The organism is Rhizobium sp. 62_C5_N11_2, assembly GCF_051811185.1.
GTDB classification, from domain to species: domain Bacteria; phylum Pseudomonadota; class Alphaproteobacteria; order Rhizobiales; family Rhizobiaceae; genus Rhizobium; species Rhizobium leguminosarum.
Genome location: NZ_JBPWPW010000003.1, coordinates 547,748 through 565,647, shown reverse-complemented (window position 1 = coordinate 565,647; position 17,900 = coordinate 547,748). Strand labels below are relative to the sequence as shown.

At 63.8% G+C, this 17,900-nt stretch carries 19 protein-coding genes; 15 read left to right on the top strand and 4 right to left on the bottom strand.

Annotation, left to right across the window (positions count from 1 at the left end; genetic code table 11):
- Positions 1 to 233: 233 nt before the first annotated feature.
- From cobF to AB8B31_RS31720, 5 genes are all read left to right on the top strand, one after another.
- A complete protein-coding gene (gene cobF, locus AB8B31_RS31740) occupies positions 234 to 998 on the top strand; it encodes a precorrin-6A synthase (deacetylating) (protein WP_130748252.1) in 765 nt (254 codons plus the stop codon).
- A 73-nt stretch (positions 999 to 1,071) separates the two neighbouring features.
- Positions 1,072 to 2,454, top strand: coding sequence for a precorrin-3B synthase (cobG, locus tag AB8B31_RS31735; RefSeq protein ID WP_130759797.1), 1,383 nt, complete (start codon positions 1,072 to 1,074; stop codon positions 2,452 to 2,454).
- 2 nt (positions 2,455 to 2,456) lie between these two features.
- Entirely contained in the window at positions 2,457 to 3,089 is a 633-nt protein-coding gene (locus AB8B31_RS31730) for a precorrin-8X methylmutase (protein ID WP_130759798.1), read from the top strand.
- Positions 3,086 to 3,817 (top strand): precorrin-2 C(20)-methyltransferase, encoded by a 732-nt coding sequence (locus tag AB8B31_RS31725; RefSeq protein WP_130759799.1) that lies wholly within the window; start codon positions 3,086 to 3,088, stop codon positions 3,815 to 3,817. The genes AB8B31_RS31730 and AB8B31_RS31725 overlap by 4 nt, the downstream gene beginning before the upstream one ends.
- Positions 3,814 to 4,578: a precorrin-3B C(17)-methyltransferase gene (locus AB8B31_RS31720; protein ID WP_130748255.1), complete on the top strand. Its 765-nt coding sequence runs from the start codon at positions 3,814 to 3,816 to the stop codon at positions 4,576 to 4,578. Before AB8B31_RS31725 ends, AB8B31_RS31720 begins: the two co-directional genes overlap by 4 nt.
- Here the strand turns inward: AB8B31_RS31720 and AB8B31_RS31715 are convergent.
- Entirely contained in the window at positions 4,542 to 5,312 is a 771-nt protein-coding gene (locus AB8B31_RS31715; RefSeq protein ID WP_130748256.1) for a cobalt-precorrin-6A reductase, read from the bottom strand. The two genes, AB8B31_RS31720 and AB8B31_RS31715, sit on opposite strands and share 37 nt — an antisense overlap.
- Between AB8B31_RS31715 and cbiE the strand changes: the two genes are divergently transcribed.
- Together cbiE and cobM are read left to right on the top strand one after the other, a co-directional pair.
- The gene (cbiE, locus tag AB8B31_RS31710) at positions 5,311 to 6,543 is read left to right on the top strand and encodes a precorrin-6y C5,15-methyltransferase (decarboxylating) subunit CbiE (protein WP_130748257.1); all 1,233 of its coding nucleotides are present in this window, start codon (positions 5,311 to 5,313) and stop codon (positions 6,541 to 6,543) included. The genes AB8B31_RS31715 and cbiE overlap by 2 nt on opposite strands.
- Before the next feature lie 4 nt (positions 6,544 to 6,547).
- Complete coding sequence (gene cobM, locus AB8B31_RS31705; RefSeq protein WP_130748258.1) at positions 6,548 to 7,306, top strand: precorrin-4 C(11)-methyltransferase; 759 nt, start codon at positions 6,548 to 6,550, stop codon at positions 7,304 to 7,306.
- Positions 7,307 to 7,327: 21 nt separating this feature from the next.
- On the opposite strand, the gene AB8B31_RS31700 is transcribed toward cobM, so the two are convergent.
- A complete protein-coding gene (locus AB8B31_RS31700) occupies positions 7,328 to 8,140 on the bottom strand; it encodes a TIM barrel protein (RefSeq protein ID WP_130748259.1) in 813 nt (270 codons plus the stop codon).
- Positions 8,141 to 8,300: 160 nt separating this feature from the next.
- A complete protein-coding gene (locus tag AB8B31_RS31695) occupies positions 8,301 to 9,329 on the bottom strand; it encodes a LacI family DNA-binding transcriptional regulator (RefSeq protein ID WP_130748260.1) in 1,029 nt (342 codons plus the stop codon).
- Between the two features lie 131 nt (positions 9,330 to 9,460).
- Here AB8B31_RS31695 and AB8B31_RS31690 point away from each other — a divergent pair, with 131 nt between their 5' ends.
- The 8 genes from AB8B31_RS31690 to nadC all read left to right on the top strand — a co-directional run bounded on the left by AB8B31_RS31690 (position 9,461) and on the right by nadC (position 17,486).
- A complete protein-coding gene (locus AB8B31_RS31690; protein ID WP_130748261.1) occupies positions 9,461 to 10,549 on the top strand; it encodes a fatty acid desaturase family protein in 1,089 nt (362 codons plus the stop codon).
- Positions 10,550 to 10,570: 21 nt separating this feature from the next.
- Entirely contained in the window at positions 10,571 to 10,885 is a 315-nt protein-coding gene (locus AB8B31_RS31685; protein WP_003553420.1) for a MocE family 2Fe-2S type ferredoxin, read from the top strand.
- 11 nt (positions 10,886 to 10,896) lie between these two features.
- Entirely contained in the window at positions 10,897 to 12,123 is a 1,227-nt protein-coding gene (locus AB8B31_RS31680) for an NAD(P)/FAD-dependent oxidoreductase (RefSeq protein ID WP_130748262.1), read from the top strand.
- 39 nt (positions 12,124 to 12,162) lie between these two features.
- On the top strand, positions 12,163 to 12,978 hold the full coding sequence (locus AB8B31_RS31675; protein WP_197728783.1) for a 3-methyl-2-oxobutanoate hydroxymethyltransferase: 816 nt from the start codon (positions 12,163 to 12,165) through the stop codon (positions 12,976 to 12,978).
- 29 nt (positions 12,979 to 13,007) lie between these two features.
- Positions 13,008 to 14,006, top strand: a complete 999-nt coding sequence (locus AB8B31_RS31670) for an NUDIX hydrolase (RefSeq protein WP_197728785.1) — start codon at positions 13,008 to 13,010, stop codon at positions 14,004 to 14,006.
- A 69-nt stretch (positions 14,007 to 14,075) separates the two neighbouring features.
- A complete protein-coding gene (gene nadA, locus AB8B31_RS31665) occupies positions 14,076 to 15,047 on the top strand; it encodes a quinolinate synthase NadA (protein ID WP_130759801.1) in 972 nt (323 codons plus the stop codon).
- Positions 15,044 to 16,585 carry an L-aspartate oxidase gene (locus tag AB8B31_RS31660; protein ID WP_130759802.1) on the top strand — a complete coding sequence of 514 codons (1,542 nt, stop codon included), beginning with the start codon at positions 15,044 to 15,046 and terminating at the stop codon, positions 16,583 to 16,585. The genes nadA and AB8B31_RS31660 overlap by 4 nt, the downstream gene beginning before the upstream one ends.
- The gene (nadC, locus tag AB8B31_RS31655) at positions 16,563 to 17,486 is read left to right on the top strand and encodes a carboxylating nicotinate-nucleotide diphosphorylase (RefSeq protein WP_197728786.1); all 924 of its coding nucleotides are present in this window, start codon (positions 16,563 to 16,565) and stop codon (positions 17,484 to 17,486) included. The genes AB8B31_RS31660 and nadC overlap by 23 nt, the downstream gene beginning before the upstream one ends.
- A 57-nt stretch (positions 17,487 to 17,543) precedes the next feature.
- Here the strand turns inward: nadC and AB8B31_RS31650 are convergent, their stop codons facing one another.
- Positions 17,544 to 17,864 (bottom strand): hypothetical protein, encoded by a 321-nt coding sequence (locus tag AB8B31_RS31650; protein WP_245494134.1) that lies wholly within the window; start codon positions 17,862 to 17,864, stop codon positions 17,544 to 17,546.
- Between the last annotated feature and the right edge of the window lie 36 nt (positions 17,865 to 17,900).

Genomic DNA, 17,900 nt, shown 5'->3' with positions numbered 1-17,900 from the left:
ATCTGTCGTCGATACGCTAATGTTGTCCAAAACACCCAATCCTTTTCGATGCGCTTTTCTGTCAACATAGCGTCAAAAAGCGTATCAAAAGTGACACGATTCGGGATTCGCAGCAACAATAGGGCTAAGCCACTATCCACAGGCCCGGTTGGCCGCGGCCAACTCATCGTTCAGCCCTTGCGACGTCCAAGCTTTTTCGGCATGACCGCCAGGACTCAACGGGGAGCATCCGCTTGAAGCATATCCATATCATCGGCATCGGCACGGGCAACCCGGAGCACCTGACCATACAGGCCATCAACGCTATGAACGCAGCCGACGTGGTCTTCCTGCCGGTCAAGGGCGTCGGCAAGGAAGAGCTCGCCGAAATCCGGCGGGATATCTGCGACCGCTATTTCACACGGCCGGCCGGCAGGATTTCAGAGTTCGCGGTGCCGCAAAGGCAGACGGCAGACAAGACCTATGTGCGGAGCGTCGACGCCTGGCACGGTGAGATCGCCGGCATCTATGCAGAACTGATCTCCGGTCTCCCTGATGATGGCAGCGGCGCCTTTCTCGTCTGGGGCGATCCCAGTCTCTACGACAGCACGATCCGCATCATCGAACGCGTGCGGCAGGAAAGCAGCCTGGATTTCGATTACAGCGTCATCCCCGGCATCACCAGCATCCAGGCGCTGGCGGCCAGCCACAGAATCCCCGTCAACCTCGTCGGCAAACCGATCGAGATCACCACAGGGCGCAGGCTGGCACAGGATGGACTTCTAACCGACAGCACCGTCGTCATGCTTGACGGCGAACAGGCTTTTGCGAAGATCGACGATCCCGATGCCGAGATCTTCTGGGGCGCCTATCTCGGCACCAAGGACGAGATCGTCAGATCAGGACGACTTGGCGACATCGCCACCGACATTCTGACGCTCAGGGCCGAGGCCAGGCAGCGGCACGGCTGGATCATGGACATCTATCTTCTGCGCAAGGGACGGGATTTCGACGATTAGCCAGTGCGAAGCCTTTCCAGCATGCTTTGCCGGCCCGGCTGCGATCATGTAAGAAGTGGCCAGAGGATCGAGAATGAGCATTAAGGCCGCAAAGGCAAGCGACAGGACAGGCGAGGCGGATCTGCACGGTCGCCCGGCGGCAAAGATGGGTAGACGCGGCGCCTGCCCCGCCCTTGCCGCGCCGATGCCGACCGGCGACGGTTTGCTGGTACGGCTGCGGCCGACCGGCGGCACGTTGACGCTGTCGCAGTTCGCAAGCCTTGCCCGCTCCGCCGCAGCACATGGAAACGGCATTCTCGAAATCACCGCCCGCGGCAATCTGCAGATCCGAGGCCTTCGGGCCGAGACCGTCGGACAGCTCGCGGCCGATATCGATGCCGCCGGTATCACCGTGCCGGAAGGGCCGGCAATCGAGACATCGCCGCTGCACGGCATCGACCCGGAAGAGATAAGCGATCCGGCCGTGATGGAAATGGCCTTGCGTGCTACGCTCCACGATCTGCTTGCCTCGCCGCGGCTCGCGCCGAAGCTCTCGCTTATCGTCGACGGCGGCGGTTCCTTCGGATTGTCAGCACTGTCCGCCGACATTCGTGTCGTCGCGCAATTCGGCGCGGATTGGCTTGTCGCGATCAATGGCGACGGTGGAACTGCAATCCCAGTCGCGATCGGCCCTGCGGAGGCGGCGATATCAGCCGTTGGCGAAATTCTGAGCTTGTTGGCGACCCTCGGGCAGGGCAGGCGAGCAAAGGATATCGACGCGACGCTTCTGCGGGCGCGTTTTCCCGCGATGGATGGCATTCAATTCATTTCGTCTCGCGCGGCAGTCATGCCGCTTGCCGGCTCGCACAGGCTTGACGACGGCAAAATCATACTCGGCGTCAGGCCGGAATTCGGGCAGATGAGAGCGCCCGATCTGGTCGCTTTGCTCGATCTGGCAAAGGCCCGTGGCGCAACAGCCATCCGGCTTGCGCCCGGTCGCGGTTTCTTCCTCATCGGGCTTTCCGACGATGCAGTGCTGGCTATGCAGATCGCCGCAGCCAGACATGGCTTCAGCAGCCAGCCTGGCGAGAATACCGAGCATATCGCCGCCTGTGCCGGCGCCGGCGCCTGCGGTTCCGCTTTCTACGAGACGCGGACCCTTGCGCGCCGTCTCATTGCCGCAGCACCTGCCCTTTTCGACGGTTCGCTGACGCTGCATCTATCCGGCTGCGCCAAGGGCTGCGCTCATGCCCGGCCGGCGCTGACCCTGACGGGCTCAGCGGAAGGTTATGGGCTCATCCTCAATGGGCTTGCGGCGGATCAGCCGGACGAACGGATCGCTGGCGGTCGGATCGATTTCGCTATAGAGAGGCTCGCCCGGTCCATCGAAGACAACAAAGACGCTGGCGAATCGACCGCCGCCTGCCTTACACGGCTCGGCGCCACCGGTGTTTCGAAGGCGCTGCGACAGGAATAGGAATGCCAGACTACGATTATATCCGCAACGGCGATGCGATCTACGAGCGTTCCTTTGCCATTATCCGTGCCGAGGCCGATCTTTCGCGCTTCACCGACGATCAAGCCGAAATCGCCGTGCGCATGATCCATGCCTGCGGGCTGGTCGAGGCAGCGGAACATTTCCTGTTTTCCGCCGATTTCGTCAGCGCTGCGCGCGATGCGCTGAAGGGTGGCGCGCCAATCTTCTGCGACGCGGAAATGGTGTCCCAGGGCGTCACCCGGGCGCGGCTGCCGGCGCTGAACGAGGTGATCTGCACGCTGCGCGATCCCGCGACACCGGAGCTTGCGCGCGAGACCGGCAATACGCGTTCGGCCGCCGCCATGCATCTCTGGCTCGATCGGCTCGGCGGCAGCGTTGTCGCGATCGGCAATGCGCCGACCGCCCTCTTCCATCTGCTTGAACTCCTGCGCGACGGCGCCCCGAAACCCGCGGCGATCCTCGGCATGCCTGTGGGCTTCGTCGGCGCGGCGGAATCCAAGGATGCATTGGCGGAAAATTCCTACGGCGTACCCTTTGCCATCGTCCGCGGCCGGCTCGGCGGCAGCGCCATGACGGCTGCCGCCATCAATGCATTGGCGAGGCCAGGCCTATGACGACAAGCGGCCGTCTCATCGGCGTTGGCACGGGTCCTGGCGACCCGGAGCTCCTCACCCTCAAAGCCGTGCGCGCCATCGAAGGCGCGGATGTGATTGCTTATTTCGCCAAGCAGGGCAGGGGCGGCAACGGCAAGGCGATCGTCGAGCCGCTGCTGAAATCAGGCGTGACGCTGCTGCCGCTCTATTATCCCGTGACGACCGAGATCGACAAGAACGACGAACGCTATCAGAGCCTGATCACCCAATTCTACGATCTGTCTGCCAAAGCGGTCGCCGGGTATCTCGATGCCGGACTGACCGTCGCCGTTCTCAGCGAAGGCGATCCGCTCTTCTACGGCTCCTATATGCATCTGCATGTCAGGCTTTCCCAGCGCTACCCGACGGAAGTGATCCCCGGCATCAGCGCCATGTCGGGCTGCTGGTCGCTTGCCGGCATGCCGATCGTCCAGGGCGACGACGTGCTTACCGTACTGCCCGGTACGATGGCCGAGACCGAGCTGACGCGCCGCCTTGCCGATACGCAGGCCGCCGTCATCATGAAGGTCGGCCGCAATCTGCCGAAGATCCGCCGGGCGCTCGCAGCGGCCGGCCGGCTTGCGGAAGCCGTCTATGTCGAGCGCGGCACCATGGCGAATGCGGCGATGGAAAAGCTTGCCGACAGGACAGATGGCGATGCCCCGTATTTTTCGCTGGTGCTGGTGCCGGGCTGGGAGGGCAGCCGATGAGCGGCAGGCTTTTCGTGATCGGCACCGGCCCCGGCAATCCCGAGCAGATGACGCCGGAGGCTTTGACCGTCGTCGACCAGGCAACGGATTTCTTCGGCTACGGACCCTATCTCGACAGGCTGCAGCTTCGCGACGATCAGCTGCGCCATGCCTCGGACAATCGCGAGGAGCTCGACAGGGCGGAGGCAGCCCTCGCCATGGCGGCTGACGGCGCGAAGGTCTGCGTCGTCTCCGGCGGCGACCCCGGCGTCTTCGCCATGGCGGCCGCCGTCTGCGAGGCAATCGAGAACGGGCCGGCCGCCTGGCGCTCGGTCGATCTCACCATTCTGCCCGGCATCACGGCGATGCTGGCCGTGGCGGCAAGAGCCGGTGCCCCGCTTGGCCACGATTTCTGCGCCATATCGCTGTCTGACAATCTAAAGCCTTGGAATATAATAGAAACACGCCTTGAACTGGCGGCAAAAGCGGGCTTCGTCATCGCGCTCTATAATCCGATCAGCCGGGCGCGGCCATGGCAGCTCGGCGACGCCTTCAAGCTGTTGCGCAACCATCTGCCTGCAGCAACGCCGGTTATATTCGGGCGCGCGGCCGGGCGGCCGGACGAGCGCATCGCGGTCCAGCCGCTGTCGCAGGCGGATGCGTCGATTGCCGATATGGCGACCTGCATCATCATCGGCTCGGCCGAGACACGCATCGTCACGCGGCCAGGCAGGCTGGACCTCGTCTATACGCCGCGTTTCATGGCGGGAGGAAACAGGTGATCGATCGCCGCCAGCGCCGCCTCGACAGTTTCGACCGCCTTGACCATAGAGGCCGGCGCGCGCACCACCATCATCACCTCGATACCGAGCAGACGGGCGGCCTCGATCTTCGCATAGGTGGCCGCACCGCCGCTGTTCTTGGCGACGATGACGTCGATATCGTGCTGTCTCAGCAGATCGCATTCACCGTCCAGCGTGAACGGACCCCGATCGAGGATGTAGTCGACATTATCAAGCGCAAGCGGCGGTTCGACGGGATCGACGCTGCGAATAAGATAGTGATGTTGCGGTGCGGCTTCCGCATGATGCGCACCCTGCCGGCCCGTCGCCAGGAAGACATGGCGGGGGGAGGGGCCAAGCGCATCGATGGCAGCCGGAATGCTCTGCACGTCCCGCCATCGATCGCCCGGTCGGCGTTGCCATTCGGGACGGCGCAGTGCGATGGCAGCGATACCGCTGGCCTCAGCCGCGAAAGCGGCATTGGCCGAAATGCGCTCGGCGAAAGGGTGCGTGGCGTCGAACAACAGGTCATATCCGCCGGCCTTCAGGAAATCGGCGAGTGCGGCAGCGCCGCCGAAACCGCCGATGCGGACCGGAACAGGCTGCGTGGCCGGTTTTTCGGTGCGTCCGGCAAGCGACAACAAAACATCGCAATCATCCCGCGCCGCGAGCGCCTCGGCCAGCAGCCGCGCCTCGCTGGTGCCGCCGAGGATCAAGATGCGGGGTCGTCCCATGTCTGATGTCGCCCCTCCGTCCGGCCAGCGTTGGCTGACTATTATCGGCATCGGCGAGGATGGTCCAGAAGGGCTGGGCGAGGCGGCGAAGAGGCTGATCGCAACCGCACCCGCCGTCTTCGGCGGTGCGCGACACCACGCACTCGCTGCCTCGCTGATCACAGGCGAAAGGCTTTCCTGGCAGAGCCCGTTCGAGCGCTCGGTCGACGCTATCCTCGAAAGGCGTGGCACGCCTGTTGTCGTGCTCGCCTCTGGCGATCCCTTTCTCTATGGCGTCGGCGCAACGCTCTCCCGCCACGTGGCGGCGGAAGAGATGCGCACCATCCCCGCACCCTCGGCCTTCAGCCTTGCTGCCTCCTGCCTTGGCTGGCCGCTGCAGGACGTCGCGACGATCTCGCTGCATGGGCGGCCGATCGACCTGATCCGGCCGCATCTGCACCCCGGGCGGCGCATCCTCGCGCTGACCTCGGACGAGAATGGGCCCGGCGAACTGGCTGCCCTCATGACTGCCGCTGGCTTCGGTCAGTCGCGACTTACGGTGCTCGAGGCGCTTGGCGGTGCTCGGGAACGGCAAAGAAGTGCTGTGGCAGCGGATTTCGATCTCGTGGACATCGATCCCCTAAATGTCTGCGCCGTCGATGTTGCGGCAGGGGAGGGGGCTCGCATCCTGCCTTTTGCCGCAGGGCTCGAAGACGAGCTGTTCGAGAATGACGGACAGATCACCAAGCGTGAAATCCGGGCGATGACGCTTTCCGCACTCGCGCCGCGTCACGGCGAGCTGCTCTGGGATATTGGCGCAGGCTCGGGATCGATCGGCATCGAATGGATGCTGGTCGATCCCAGCCTGAGGGCAATCGCCGTCGAACAATCGCCGGAACGGGCAGCACGGGTCGCCCGCAACGCAGGCGCCTTCGGCGTACCGCATCTCGCCGTCATTGAGGATACGGCGCCCGACGCGCTGAAGGGCCTGCCGGAACCGGATGTGATCTTCCTCGGCGGCGGCGGTAGCGAGCCGGGTGTTGTCGATACTGCAATTGCCGCGCTGAAGCGGGGAGGGCGGCTCGTTGCCAATGCCGTGACGCTGGAGATGGAAGCGGTGCTGCTCAGTGAACATGCCAAACGCGGCGGCTTCCTCACGCGGATCGAAATATCGCGCGCCCAGCCCGTCGGCGGCATGACCGGCTGGCGGCCGGCCATGCCGGTAACGCAGTGGCGCTGGACGAAAGGATGACGAGATGACGGTGCATTTCATCGGCGCGGGACCAGGTGCTGCGGATCTGATCACGGTGCGTGGCCGTGATCTCATCGCCCGGTGCCCGGTCTGTCTCTATGCCGGCTCGATCGTCTCGGCCGAACTGCTGCAATATTGTCCGGCGGGCGCGCGCATCGTCGATACGGCGCCGATGTCGCTCGACGAGATCGAGGCAGAATATCTTCGCGCTGCCGCGGCGGGCCAGGATGTCGCCCGGCTGCATTCCGGCGATCTCTCGGTCTGGAGTGCGGTCGCCGAGCAGGTGCGCCGGCTTCAAAAACACGGCATCGACTATACGATGACGCCAGGCGTTCCGGCCTTTGCCGCCGCAGCCTCAGCCCTCGGCCGAGAGCTGACGATCCCGGCCGTGGCGCAGAGCCTGGTGCTGACCCGCGTTTCCGGCCGCGCGTCACCAATGCCCAACGACGAGACACTGGCGAAGTTCGGCGCGACGGGCGCCACGCTGGCAATCCATCTGGCAATCCACGCGCTGCAGCAGGTGGTCGAAGAGTTGACGCCGCTTTACGGCGTCGACTGCCCGGTCGCCATCGTCGTCAAGGCCTCCTGGCCAGACGAGCGCATCCTGCGCGGCACGCTCGCCGATATCGAGGCAAAGGTTGCGGCCGAACCGATCGAACGCACAGCGATCATCTTCGTCGGCCCCTCGTTGGCAGTGGAGGATTTCCGCGAAAGCTCGCTCTACGATCCGGCCTATCAGCGCCGGTTCAGAGGTAGAGAGTAGCGTCAAGCGACCGCGCGGCTTTTAGACCCGCGCGCTGAGATACTCCATGCTGGCGCGCAGCGCGCCGGCCGGGTCTTTCAGCGCATGCACCTCCGCCGCAAAGGGCTCGAAGGAGAACGGGCCGGTATAGCCCGCCTGCAGCAGCGCCCTGACCTGCCCGGCATTGTCGAGCCGGTCGTCGGCATCCACGAGCACGCGACGGGAATCGCGCATGTCGGCAACGGAAACGGAGGGATCGCTGACCCCGGAAATGTGAACGAGGCCGGCCAGCTCAGGGAAGGTCGCCGCTTCGCCGGCAAGGTGATGGTGGAAGGTGTCGTGGACAAGCCTGAAGGTCGATTCCGCGCCAAGTTCCCTGATGGCCTCGGCCGCCTCGGTCTTCGAGCGCAGCGAGCAGATCTCGAAACCGAGCGGCTCGACGAGACCGATAATGCCGGCTTCCTCGAGCATCGGCTTCAGCGCAATCAGAGACTGGCGCAGATTGGCCTGCCGTTCGCCATCGGCGCAGCCGGTGCCGTCGTTCTTCGGAACGAGGACGAGCGCCTTGGCGCCCGACGCGCCGGCATAATCGATCAGTTCCTGCGCTTCAGCGGCCCGGGTCGCGTTCCACTCATTGAAGCGCTGCAGGGCGTTGATCGAGATGATCGTCACGCCATGGCGGGCGGCCGCTTGTCTGATCGTTTCGGGTTGGGTGCCGTCGAGGATGGCATTGCCGGAAAGGTCGTTGCGGATCTCGACGGCATCGATGCCGAGCGATCGGGCCAGCGCGAAAAAATCGTCGATGGCAAGCGACGGCGCGGCCATATGGTTGAGCGCAAAACGGATCGAAGTCATGACTGGTTCTCCTCCTGATCTCCGCGTCAGGGCGGAGCGGTCCTCGTGAATGGGTCAGCGAATCTCTATCGGAATTCGCGTCGCAATCCATCCGTCATCGCCGGCGCCGGCTTTCATTGCTGAGAGAATTTCGAACGGAATGATGGAATTCCATCACGCCTTAGATGTTCTCGGAAATATGAATATCGAAAGGCAGGAAGAGCTGTCCGGGAACAGCCGTTTCGCCGTTTTCGATGGCGCCGGTCATCAGGACCATCAACTCCTTACAGAGGGCGGGCAGGGGGGTGCCGATCGCCATGGCGACGATATCGTCGGCAAGGCCGGCTTTGCTGTCGGGCGTCAGCTCGTTGACCACGAGGACGATCTTGCCGCCGACGCCTTCTTCGCGGAATGCCGAAATTGCCCCCTCCATGCCGCCGCCGCAGACATAGAGGCCGACGAGATCGGGATGTTTCTGCAGCAGCGTCAACGTCGCCTCATGCGTGATCTCGGCAGTCTCGAGATTGATCAGCGTGTCGACGACATCGAACTCAGGCGCATTCTCGCGAAAATAGGAGCGAAAGCCGATCTCTCTGAGTTCATGGCCGTGAAAGCGGTGGCTGCCGACGAAACAGGCGACCTTGCCGGGCGTGTGTGCCGTGCGCGCAATCGTCCAGGCGGCAGTACGCCCGACCTTGCGGTTGTTGACGCCGACATAGGCGTCGCGCACACCCGTGGCGAGGTCGGAGAGCAACGAGAACACCGGAATACCGCGCTCCTTCAACTCCTCGACCGCCGTCGTCACCGCCGGATAATCCGGGCCAACGAGAGCCACGGCCTGGTTGCGGGCGCCAAGCGTCTTGATCTTTTCGACGATCGCAGCCGGTGTCGCGGCTGACGGAAAGTCGATCTGCGTCTGGATGCGCGCACTCGTCAGCGCGCGCGCGGCGGTTTCGATCTCGCGCACGAAGCTCTGATAGAAGGGCTGCATCGGCTTCTGCAGCAGGAAGGCGAGCCTGTATTGCGGCAGATCCTCGAAGACGCGCTGCTTGATCAGGCCGACGGCGTGATAGCCGATCGACTGCGCCGCATCATAGACCCGTCGCGCCGTTTCCTCGCGCACGCGGTGGCGGGCGTTGAGAACGCGGTCGACGGTGGCGACGCTGACGCCGGAGGCGCGGGCGAGATCGGATATGGTGGGACGGCGCATCGGCGTTCCTGATGGATTCGATCATGAATGCAAGTCATTCGTGATGGTTTTTGATAGATTATATCAAGCCTGCATTGAGCGCTTTCCAAAGTCAACCTATTCTCCGAGGCAAGGGCAACGGGAGGCGGATAATGGCGACCCAGACAAAGAAGCGCGACTACGACCTTCTCGGCGAAAGCGGCCGCACCGCCGTCGAGACGGGGCTGGCGGCAGCCGAATGGTATCACACCGACATTCCCCGCAAGGAGATGAAGGCGCTGATGCAGCGCTCCGATGCGCCGGCGATCCGCGACACGGCCCTCTGGCTCGGCAGCATGGTCGTCCTTGCCGGGCTCGGCATCTATTTCTGGGGCTCGTGGATCGCGCTGCCCTTCTTCCTCGCCTACGGCGTGCTTTACGGCTCGGCCTCCGATAGCCGCTGGCACGAATGCGGCCATGGCACCGCCTTCAAGACGCGCTGGATGAACGATGTCGTCTACCAGATTGCCTGCTTCATGATCATGCGCAATCCGGTGACCTGGCGCTGGAGCCATGCGCGCCATCACACGGATACGGTGATCGTCGGCCGCGATCCCGAGATCGCCGTCATGCGGCCGCCCGATCTCTTCCGGCTGGTGCTTAATTTCTTCGGCATCCTCGACGCCTGGCATGCAATCGTCGACATGCTGCGCAATGCCTTCGGCGGCGTCAGCGCGGCGGAAAAAACCTTCATTCCCGAGATGGAGCAGCCAAAGGCCATCCGCATCGCCCGCATCTGGCTGGCGATCTATCTTGCAACGATCGCGGCCGCGATCGCCATGGGTTCGATCCTGCCGCTGATGCTGATCGGCCTGCCGCGCCTCTATGGCGCCTGGCACCATGTGCTGACCGGACTGCTGCAGCATGGCGGCCTTGCCGACAATGTGACCGACCATCGGCTGAACAGCCGCACGGTCTATATGAACCCCATCAGCCGATTCATCTACTGGAACATGAACTACCACGTCGAGCATCACATGTTTCCGATGGTGCCCTACCACGCGCTGCCCCAGCTGCACGCGATGATCAAGCACGACCTGCCGGCACCGAACCCGTCGATCTTGTCCGGCTATCGCGAGATGATCCCTGCCTTCCTGCGCCAGCTGCGCAACGAGGACTATTTCCTTAAGCGCGAACTGCCGGCCACCGCGCGGCCCTATCGCGAGGAATTTCACAACGAGCTGGCCCCGGCCGCGCAATAACGACAATCAAGGGAGGACAAGATGAGCGGAAATTGGATCCAGGTCTGCGACAAGGACGAGATCGACGAGGAGGATGTCATCCGCTTCGATCACGGCGGGCGCACCTTCGCGGTCTATCGCAGCCCGGACGACGAATTCTTCGCGACCGACGGGCTCTGCACGCATGAACATATCCACCTCGCCGACGGGCTTGTCATGGATGAGATCATCGAATGTCCAAAACATAATGGCCGCTTCAACTACAAGACGGGCGAAGCCAAGGGTGCGCCGGTCTGCGTCAATCTCAAGACCTATCCTGTCAAGATCGAAGACGGCGCCGTCTTCATCTCGCTCTGAGGGAGGCCGGCATGGCTCATTACGTCATCCTGGGCGCGGGCGAATGCGGTGCGCGCGCCGCCTTCGCCTTGCGGGAAAAGGGCTTTGCCGGCGAGATAACGCTAGTCGGCGCCGAGCCGCTTCCGCCCTATGAACGGCCGCCGCTTTCGAAGGCCGGCTCCACCGATGCAAGCGATCCGAAATTCATCGCCGCGGCGGAAAAATATGTCGAAAACGGCATCCGGCTGCTGACCGGCCTGGAGGCAAGGGATTTCGATCCCGCATCCAGGACCGTCACGCTTTCGGACGGGACGGTGCTTTCCTACAGCAAGCTTCTGCTTGCGACGGGTGCGGCCGCGCGGTCGTTCCCCGGCGCACCCGAAGGCAGCCCGCATATTCGTTCGCTGCGGACGCATTACGATGCGGCAGCACTGCGCGATGCGATGAAGCCGGGACGGCATATCGCCATCATCGGTGGCGGGTTCATCGGACTGGAACTTGCGGCCACGGCGCGGCTACTTGGCGCCGAGGTCACCGTCATCGAAGGGCTGGAACGCGTGCTGAAGCGTGGCGTGCCGGAGGAGATCGCTCATCTGCTCACCGAGCGCCACCGCGCTGAAGGCGTCGATATCCGCTGCGGCGTCTCCATCGAGGCAATGACTGCGGAAAACGGCAACGCCCAGATCCGATTGTCGACCGGCGAGGTGATCGAAGCCGATCTCGTCCTCGTCGGCATCGGTGCACGCCCGAATGTCGAGATCGCCGAAAGGGCCGGGCTGGCAATCGACAACGGCATTGCCGTCGACACCTATCTCCAGACCTCTGCTCCTGATGTCTTCGCAGCCGGCGATTGCTGCTCCTTTCCGCTGTCGATCTATGGCGGCCGGCGGGTGCGGCTCGAATCCTGGCGCAATGCCCAGGAGCAGGGCACATTGGCGGCGGCCAACATGCTCGGCCTTAACGAGGCCGTTTCGGCGGTGCCGTGGTTCTGGTCGGATCAATACGACATGACGCTGCAGATATCAGGCCTTGCCGAAGGGGCCGCCACGCATCAGCGCCGCGAGCTCGGCGCAGGCGCCTTCATTCTCTTCCATCTCGACGCCGACGGACGATTGATCGCCGCAAGCGGCATCGGGCCGGGCAATGCGGTGGCGCGCGACATCAGGCTCGCCGAAATGCTGATCGCAGCGCGCGCCCATCCGAACCCGGCAGCACTCGCAGCCAGCGACATCAAGCTGAAATCCCTGCTGGCCGCCTGAGCTGCCCGATATTTTCACCCGATTTTTTCAAAGGAATTGATGATGAAAAAACATAGACGCGCAACCGTCGCCGATCTGCTTTCGGAAAAAGGCAAGCGCCAGCTCACCATGCTGCGCGTCACCTCGCTGGAGGAGGCGGAAGCCGCCGAAAAGGCCGGGATCGACATTGTCTCCGTGCCGCCCTCTCTGCTCGGCCCGGTCTTTCGCGAGATCGCCCCCACGCCCTTTGCCATTCCTGGGCTCGAATATGGCGACCATGTCTCGGCCGAGGACTATCTGCGTGCGGCCTTTGCGGCGCTGAAGGCAGGCGGCGACGCGGTCTATTGCGCCGCAAGCCTGCAGACGATCCGGCGCATGCGGGACGAGGGTATCCCAGTCTGCGGTCATCTCGGACTGATCCCTTCGAAGGCGACCTGGACAGGCGGCTTCCGCGCCGTCGGCAAGACGGCGGCGAGTGCCGCCGAGATCTGGCGGCAGACCAAGGCGCTGGAAGAGGCCGGCGCCTTCGCCGCCGAAATCGAAGTCGTCCCAGGGGATGTGGCTGCCGCCATCAGCAGCAACACCTCGATGCTGATGATCTCCATGGGCGCAGGCAGCGGCTGCGACGCCCAATATCTCTTCGCCGACGACGTGCTCGGCGCCAATCGCGACCACTATCCGCGCCACGCCAAGATCTATCGCGACTTTGCCACCGAACACGACCGGCTGCAGCGCGAGCGCATCGCCGCCTTTACGGAATTTGCCGAGGATGTCAGGACCGGCGCCTATCCGGAAAAGCGCCATCTCGTCGGTATCGACAACGCGGAACTGGAAATCTTCCTGCAGCGGCTGAAAAGCGAGACGGGCAATAGCTGAGGGCAAACGCGCGCTGTTGCCTCGATCATGTGGGAAGCGCCGCAAAGGCGCTTCCCCTCCATTGGCTTCCGTCCCGGCCTGTGTCAGAAATTATCCGTTCGATTCATTCGGAACGGAGTATTCGGTCCCCTGTGACGATCGGCTTTGCGCATGCGGAATTGATTGCGGTGCTCGTCGCGGTGACGGGGGACGAGCCGCGCGTAATGACCATCCGTTCCGGCAATGCGCTGCCGTCGGGGCCTTTCGAAATGGGTCATCGCACCCTGCAATCGGGCCTGCGCGAATGGGTGCAGGAGCAGACGGAACACCCCGTCGGTTATCTCGAACAGCTCTATACTTTCGCCGACCGCGACCGGAACAACGACATCCCAGGCGGGCGGACGATCTCGATCAGCTATCTCGGCCTCGTCAACGAGCAGTCAGGCGCCGGCCGGCCGGGATGGCACGGCTGGTACGAATATTTCCCCTGGGAAGACCACCGGCAGGGCCGGCCAGCCGTGCTTGACGAGATCATGGCGCGTCTGAGGAGCTGGGCCGATGCCGATCCGGCAAGGCGCGACCATCGCCATCGCCGGGCGGATTTCACCTTCGGCCTCGATGGCGGCGGCTGGAACGAGGATCTGGCCCTGCAGCGCTACGAACTGCTTTACGAGGCGGGGCTCGTCTCGGAAGCCGGATGCGGCGCGGAGGCCAATCTCGGCCTGGCAATGTTTGCCGATCACCGCCGTATTCTCGCAACCGGAATCGCCCGGCTGCGCGCCAAGATCAAATACCGCCCCGTCGTCTTCGAGTTGATGCCGGAGAGCTTCACGCTGCTGAGGCTTCAGCGCACCATCGAAGCCTTGGCGGGGCTGACGCTGCACAAGCAGAACTTCCGCCGCCTCATCGAACAGCAGGAACTGGTCGAGGAAACCGGCGGCACCGAAAGCGAAACCGGCGGCCGGCCGGCCAAGCTTTTCCGCTTTCGCCACACCGTGCTCGAAGAACGGGCGCTGGCAGGAACGAAATTACCGCTCTCCCGCAATTGACATATGCTCACCGTGAGAATATCTCTTTGCCTATGATATGCTCAATTGGAGCATAATTAGGAGCCGGTCATGAATTATCCTGTTTCCGCATCCTCGCTCTACGAGCGCGTCAGCCGCGTCATTCCCAAAGCCGAATGGATGACGTTCGAAAATGACATCGACGCGATCCTCGAACTCAAGCGCCGCCGCAACGCCGTCATTCTCGCGCATAACTATCAGACACCGGAGATCTTCCACGGCGTGGCCGATATCGTCGGCGACAGCCTGGCGCTCGCCCGCAAGGCAATCGAGGTCGATGCCGATGTCATCGTGCTTGCCGGCGTGCATTTCATGGCCGAGACCGCCAAGCTGCTGAACCCCGAGAAAACCGTGCTGATCCCGGATCTCGCCGCCGGCTGTTCGCTGGCGGATTCGATCACGCCCGAGGATATCGCCCTGCTGCGCCAGGCCCATCCCGGCGTGCCCATCGTCACCTATGTCAATACCTCGGCCGCAGTGAAGGCTGCCTCCGATATCTGCTGCACCTCGGGCAATGCCAAACAGGTGGTGGAATCGCTCGGTGTGCCGAAGGTGCTGATGATCCCGGACGAATATCTGGCGCGCAACGTCGCCCGCGAGACTGATGTCGAGATCATCGCCTGGCACGGCCATTGCGAAGTGCATGAACTCTTCACCGCCGAGGACGTGCGCCAGCTGCGCGAAAACCATCCCGGCGTAACAGTGCTCGCCCATCCCGAATGCCCGCCCGATGTGGTGGCCGAAGCTGATTTCGCTGGCTCCACCGCTGTCATGTCGGATTATGTCGGCAGGCAGAAACCGGCGCGCGTCGTGCTGCTCACCGAATGCTCGATGAGCGACAATGTCGCCGTGCACCATCCCGATGTCGAATTTATTCGCCCCTGCAATCTCTGCCCGCACATGAAGCGGATCACCCTGGCCAATATCCGCGCCGCCCTCGAGGAAAACCGCCACGAGGTCACCGTCGATCCGGCGATTGCTGTCGCTGCGCGCCGCGCCGTCGAAAGGATGCTGGCGATATGACCGAGATTCTCGAGCATCTTGCCGGACGCACGGTAATCGTCGGCAGCGGGCTTGCGGGGTTGATGACCGCGCTGACGCTGGCGCCCGAACCTTCCGTGATCGTCACCCGCGCGGCCCTTGGCGCGGAAACATCGAGCGCCTGGGCGCAGGGCGGCATCGCCGCCAGCGTCGGCGCCGACGACAGTGCGGTGCTGCATCTTGCCGATACGCTTGCCGCCGGCGACGGGCTTTGCGATCCGGCCATTGCCGCCGGTATCATCGCCGAGGCACCGGCAGCGATCGCCGCGCTGGAGCAAGCTGGCGTGCGGTTCGACCGGAATGCCGCCGGCGAACTCTCGCTCGGGCTGGAGGCTGCGCACAATCGCCGCCGTATTGTCCATGCCGAAGGCGATGGCTCGGGTGCGGCGATCATCGCCGCGCTGATCAAGGCGGTGATGACAACGCCGGCTATATCAGTGCTCGAAGGTTTCGAGGCGCGGCGGATTCTGATGGACGGCGAGCAGGTCGCCGGCCTGCTCTGCGCGACCGCGAATGGCGCCGCCATTCTGCCGACTTCACGGGTCGTGCTCACCACCGGCGGCATTGGCGGGCTTTACGACGCGACCACCAATCCGATGGGCAATTTTGGCCAGGGGATCGCGCTCGCAGCAAGGGCCGGTGCCGCGCTCGCCGATATGGAATTCGTTCAGTTCCATCCAACGGCGCTCGATTCACGCCGCAGGCCGCTGGCGCTCATCAGCGAGGCAGTGCGCGGGGAGGGGGCTTTGCTCGTCAACGAACGCGGCGAACGGTTCATGGCCCGCATTCCAGGGGCCGAGCTTGCATCGCGTGACGTGGTGGCGCGAGCGATCAGCGCCGAAATCGCCCGCGGCGGACGAGTCTTTCTCGATACCCGCGATGCTCTCGGCAGCCGCTTTGCCGCTCGCTTTCCTGTCATCTCGTGCCTTTGCGGTGAGGCCGGCATCGATCCGGCGAGAGACCTCATTCCTGTGCGCCCGGCCGTTCACTATCACATGGGCGGCGTGGCCACGGATGCAAATGGCCGCAGTTCGGTTCCCGGTCTCTGGGTCGCCGGAGAGGCGGCCTCGACCGGCCTGCACGGCGCAAACCGGCTTGCCAGCAATTCGCTGCTGGAGGCGGCTGTCATGGGCATGCGGGCGGCACGCGACATTTCAGGCATGCCGGCGAGTGGTACCGGCACTATCTCCGCCGGGAGTCTCCCGGCGCCGGCCGATGCGTCAGTCGTGCGGCCGATCGTCTCGCGCCATCTCGGCGTGTTGCGCAATGCCGGCGCCCTTCATGGCGCGATCGCCTCCCTGCTGCCGCTGGCCGAAGGGAACGGCGCTGCCGCCGATCCGGCTATCGTCGCGCTGCTGATCGCCGTCTTTGCCAGCCTGCGAATGGAATCGCGCGGTGCCCATGCCCGCACCGACTTTCCGCTGAAGCTCGCCGACGCCAACCGGCGCCAGATGCACCTTTCCCAAGCGCTGGAGATCGCCCGCGCGACGCCGCCCTATGCCCTTGCAAGGAGTGCCTGAGATGAGCCTTGTTCCCCTTCCGCGCCTGATCGTCGAACCCTTGGTGCGGGCCGCCCTTCTCGAAGATCTGGGTCTTGCCGGCGATATCACCTCTGCATCGGTTATCCCTCGCGATCACCACTCGACGGTGGTAATGGCGGCCCGCCAGCCGGGCGTGATTGCCGGTCTCGATGCGGCCGAACTCGCCTTCGCCCTCGTCGATCCCGAGATCGTCATGCGCCGCCATCTCCAGGACGGCGACGCGGTCAAACCCGGCGATGTGATCGCCACCATCGAAGGCCCTTCGCGTGGCCTGCTGAGCGCCGAGCGCACCGCGCTGAATTTCCTCGGCCATCTCTCAGGCATCGCCACAGTGACGGCAGGGATCGCCGCCGCCATCAGGGGTACCAAGGCTTCCGTGGCCTGCACGCGCAAGACGACGCCGGGCCTCAGGGCGCTGGAGAAATATGCGGTGCGAGCCGGTGGCGGCATGAATCACCGTTTCGCGCTTTATGACGCAGTGCTGATCAAGGACAACCACGTCGCCATCGCCGGTGGGGTCGCTGAAGCGATCCGTCGGGCGCGGGCAGGCGTCGGCCACATGGTGAAGATCGAGGTCGAAGTGGACACCCTCGATCAGCTGCGTGAAGCTATGGAGACCGGCGTCGATGCCGTTCTGCTCGACAATATGACGCCGGATCAGCTGCGCGAGGCCGTCGCCATCGTCGCCGGCCGAGCCATCACCGAAGCATCCGGCCGCGTCACACCGATAACGGCTGCCGCAATCGCCGCTTCCGGTGTCGACCTCATTTCCGTCGGCTGGCTGACACACAGCGCCCCGGTGCTGGATATCGGGCTCGATTTCGTCGAGGCCGCGGCCGCAACGGGGGTTAGCCCGAAACGGATTGCACAGGTGCTGTGACCCCTCAGACCTGCTTCAGCTGGACGTCGTTGTCGCTGTCGAATTCCAGCAGTTCGATCATGACGCCGAGATCGGGTACCGTGTCGTAATAGGCATAGCGCCCGTGGCCACCGTCGAATTCGCCCGAAGGGCACCACGACGGAAGACGGTTGGGCTGCGACCGGCGACGGCATCATCGAGTAGGAAAAATTCGTACCACTCTTCCGCGAGACAAAGGCCGAGCATATCGTCACCGAGCATGACAATCCGGCCGACTGGCGCCGCTTCGCCCGGCGTTCGATCGAGCACATCAAGGCGCTCGGCCTTTAACGCGGCCGCGATTTGGTTGGGAATAGCGGGTGACAAGGACCATCGGCAGTGGAAATAACTTTCCGCCACGACACGCAAACCGCATCCTCACGAAAGTGTTGGCAA

Coding starts and splice junctions, on each gene's coding strand:
- cobG (WP_130759797.1), top strand. CDS start 1,072: ATGAGCATTAAGGCCGCAAAGGCAAGCGACAGGACAGGCGAGGCGGAT.
- AB8B31_RS31730 (WP_130759798.1), top strand. CDS start 2,457: ATGCCAGACTACGATTATATCCGCAACGGCGATGCGATCTACGAGCGT.
- AB8B31_RS31725 (WP_130759799.1), top strand. CDS start 3,086: ATGACGACAAGCGGCCGTCTCATCGGCGTTGGCACGGGTCCTGGCGAC.
- AB8B31_RS31720 (WP_130748255.1), top strand. CDS start 3,814: ATGAGCGGCAGGCTTTTCGTGATCGGCACCGGCCCCGGCAATCCCGAG.
- cbiE (WP_130748257.1), top strand. CDS start 5,311: ATGTCTGATGTCGCCCCTCCGTCCGGCCAGCGTTGGCTGACTATTATC.
- AB8B31_RS31715 (WP_130748256.1), bottom strand. CDS start 5,312: ATGGGACGACCCCGCATCTTGATCCTCGGCGGCACCAGCGAGGCGCGG.
- cobM (WP_130748258.1), top strand. CDS start 6,548: ATGACGGTGCATTTCATCGGCGCGGGACCAGGTGCTGCGGATCTGATC.
- AB8B31_RS31700 (WP_130748259.1), bottom strand. CDS start 8,140: ATGACTTCGATCCGTTTTGCGCTCAACCATATGGCCGCGCCGTCGCTT.
- AB8B31_RS31695 (WP_130748260.1), bottom strand. CDS start 9,329: ATGCGCCGTCCCACCATATCCGATCTCGCCCGCGCCTCCGGCGTCAGC.
- AB8B31_RS31690 (WP_130748261.1), top strand. CDS start 9,461: ATGGCGACCCAGACAAAGAAGCGCGACTACGACCTTCTCGGCGAAAGC.
- AB8B31_RS31685 (WP_003553420.1), top strand. CDS start 10,571: ATGAGCGGAAATTGGATCCAGGTCTGCGACAAGGACGAGATCGACGAG.
- AB8B31_RS31680 (WP_130748262.1), top strand. CDS start 10,897: ATGGCTCATTACGTCATCCTGGGCGCGGGCGAATGCGGTGCGCGCGCC.
- AB8B31_RS31675 (WP_197728783.1), top strand. CDS start 12,163: ATGATGAAAAAACATAGACGCGCAACCGTCGCCGATCTGCTTTCGGAA.
- nadA (WP_130759801.1), top strand. CDS start 14,076: ATGAATTATCCTGTTTCCGCATCCTCGCTCTACGAGCGCGTCAGCCGC.
- AB8B31_RS31660 (WP_130759802.1), top strand. CDS start 15,044: ATGACCGAGATTCTCGAGCATCTTGCCGGACGCACGGTAATCGTCGGC.
- nadC (WP_197728786.1), top strand. CDS start 16,563: ATGCCCTTGCAAGGAGTGCCTGAGATGAGCCTTGTTCCCCTTCCGCGC.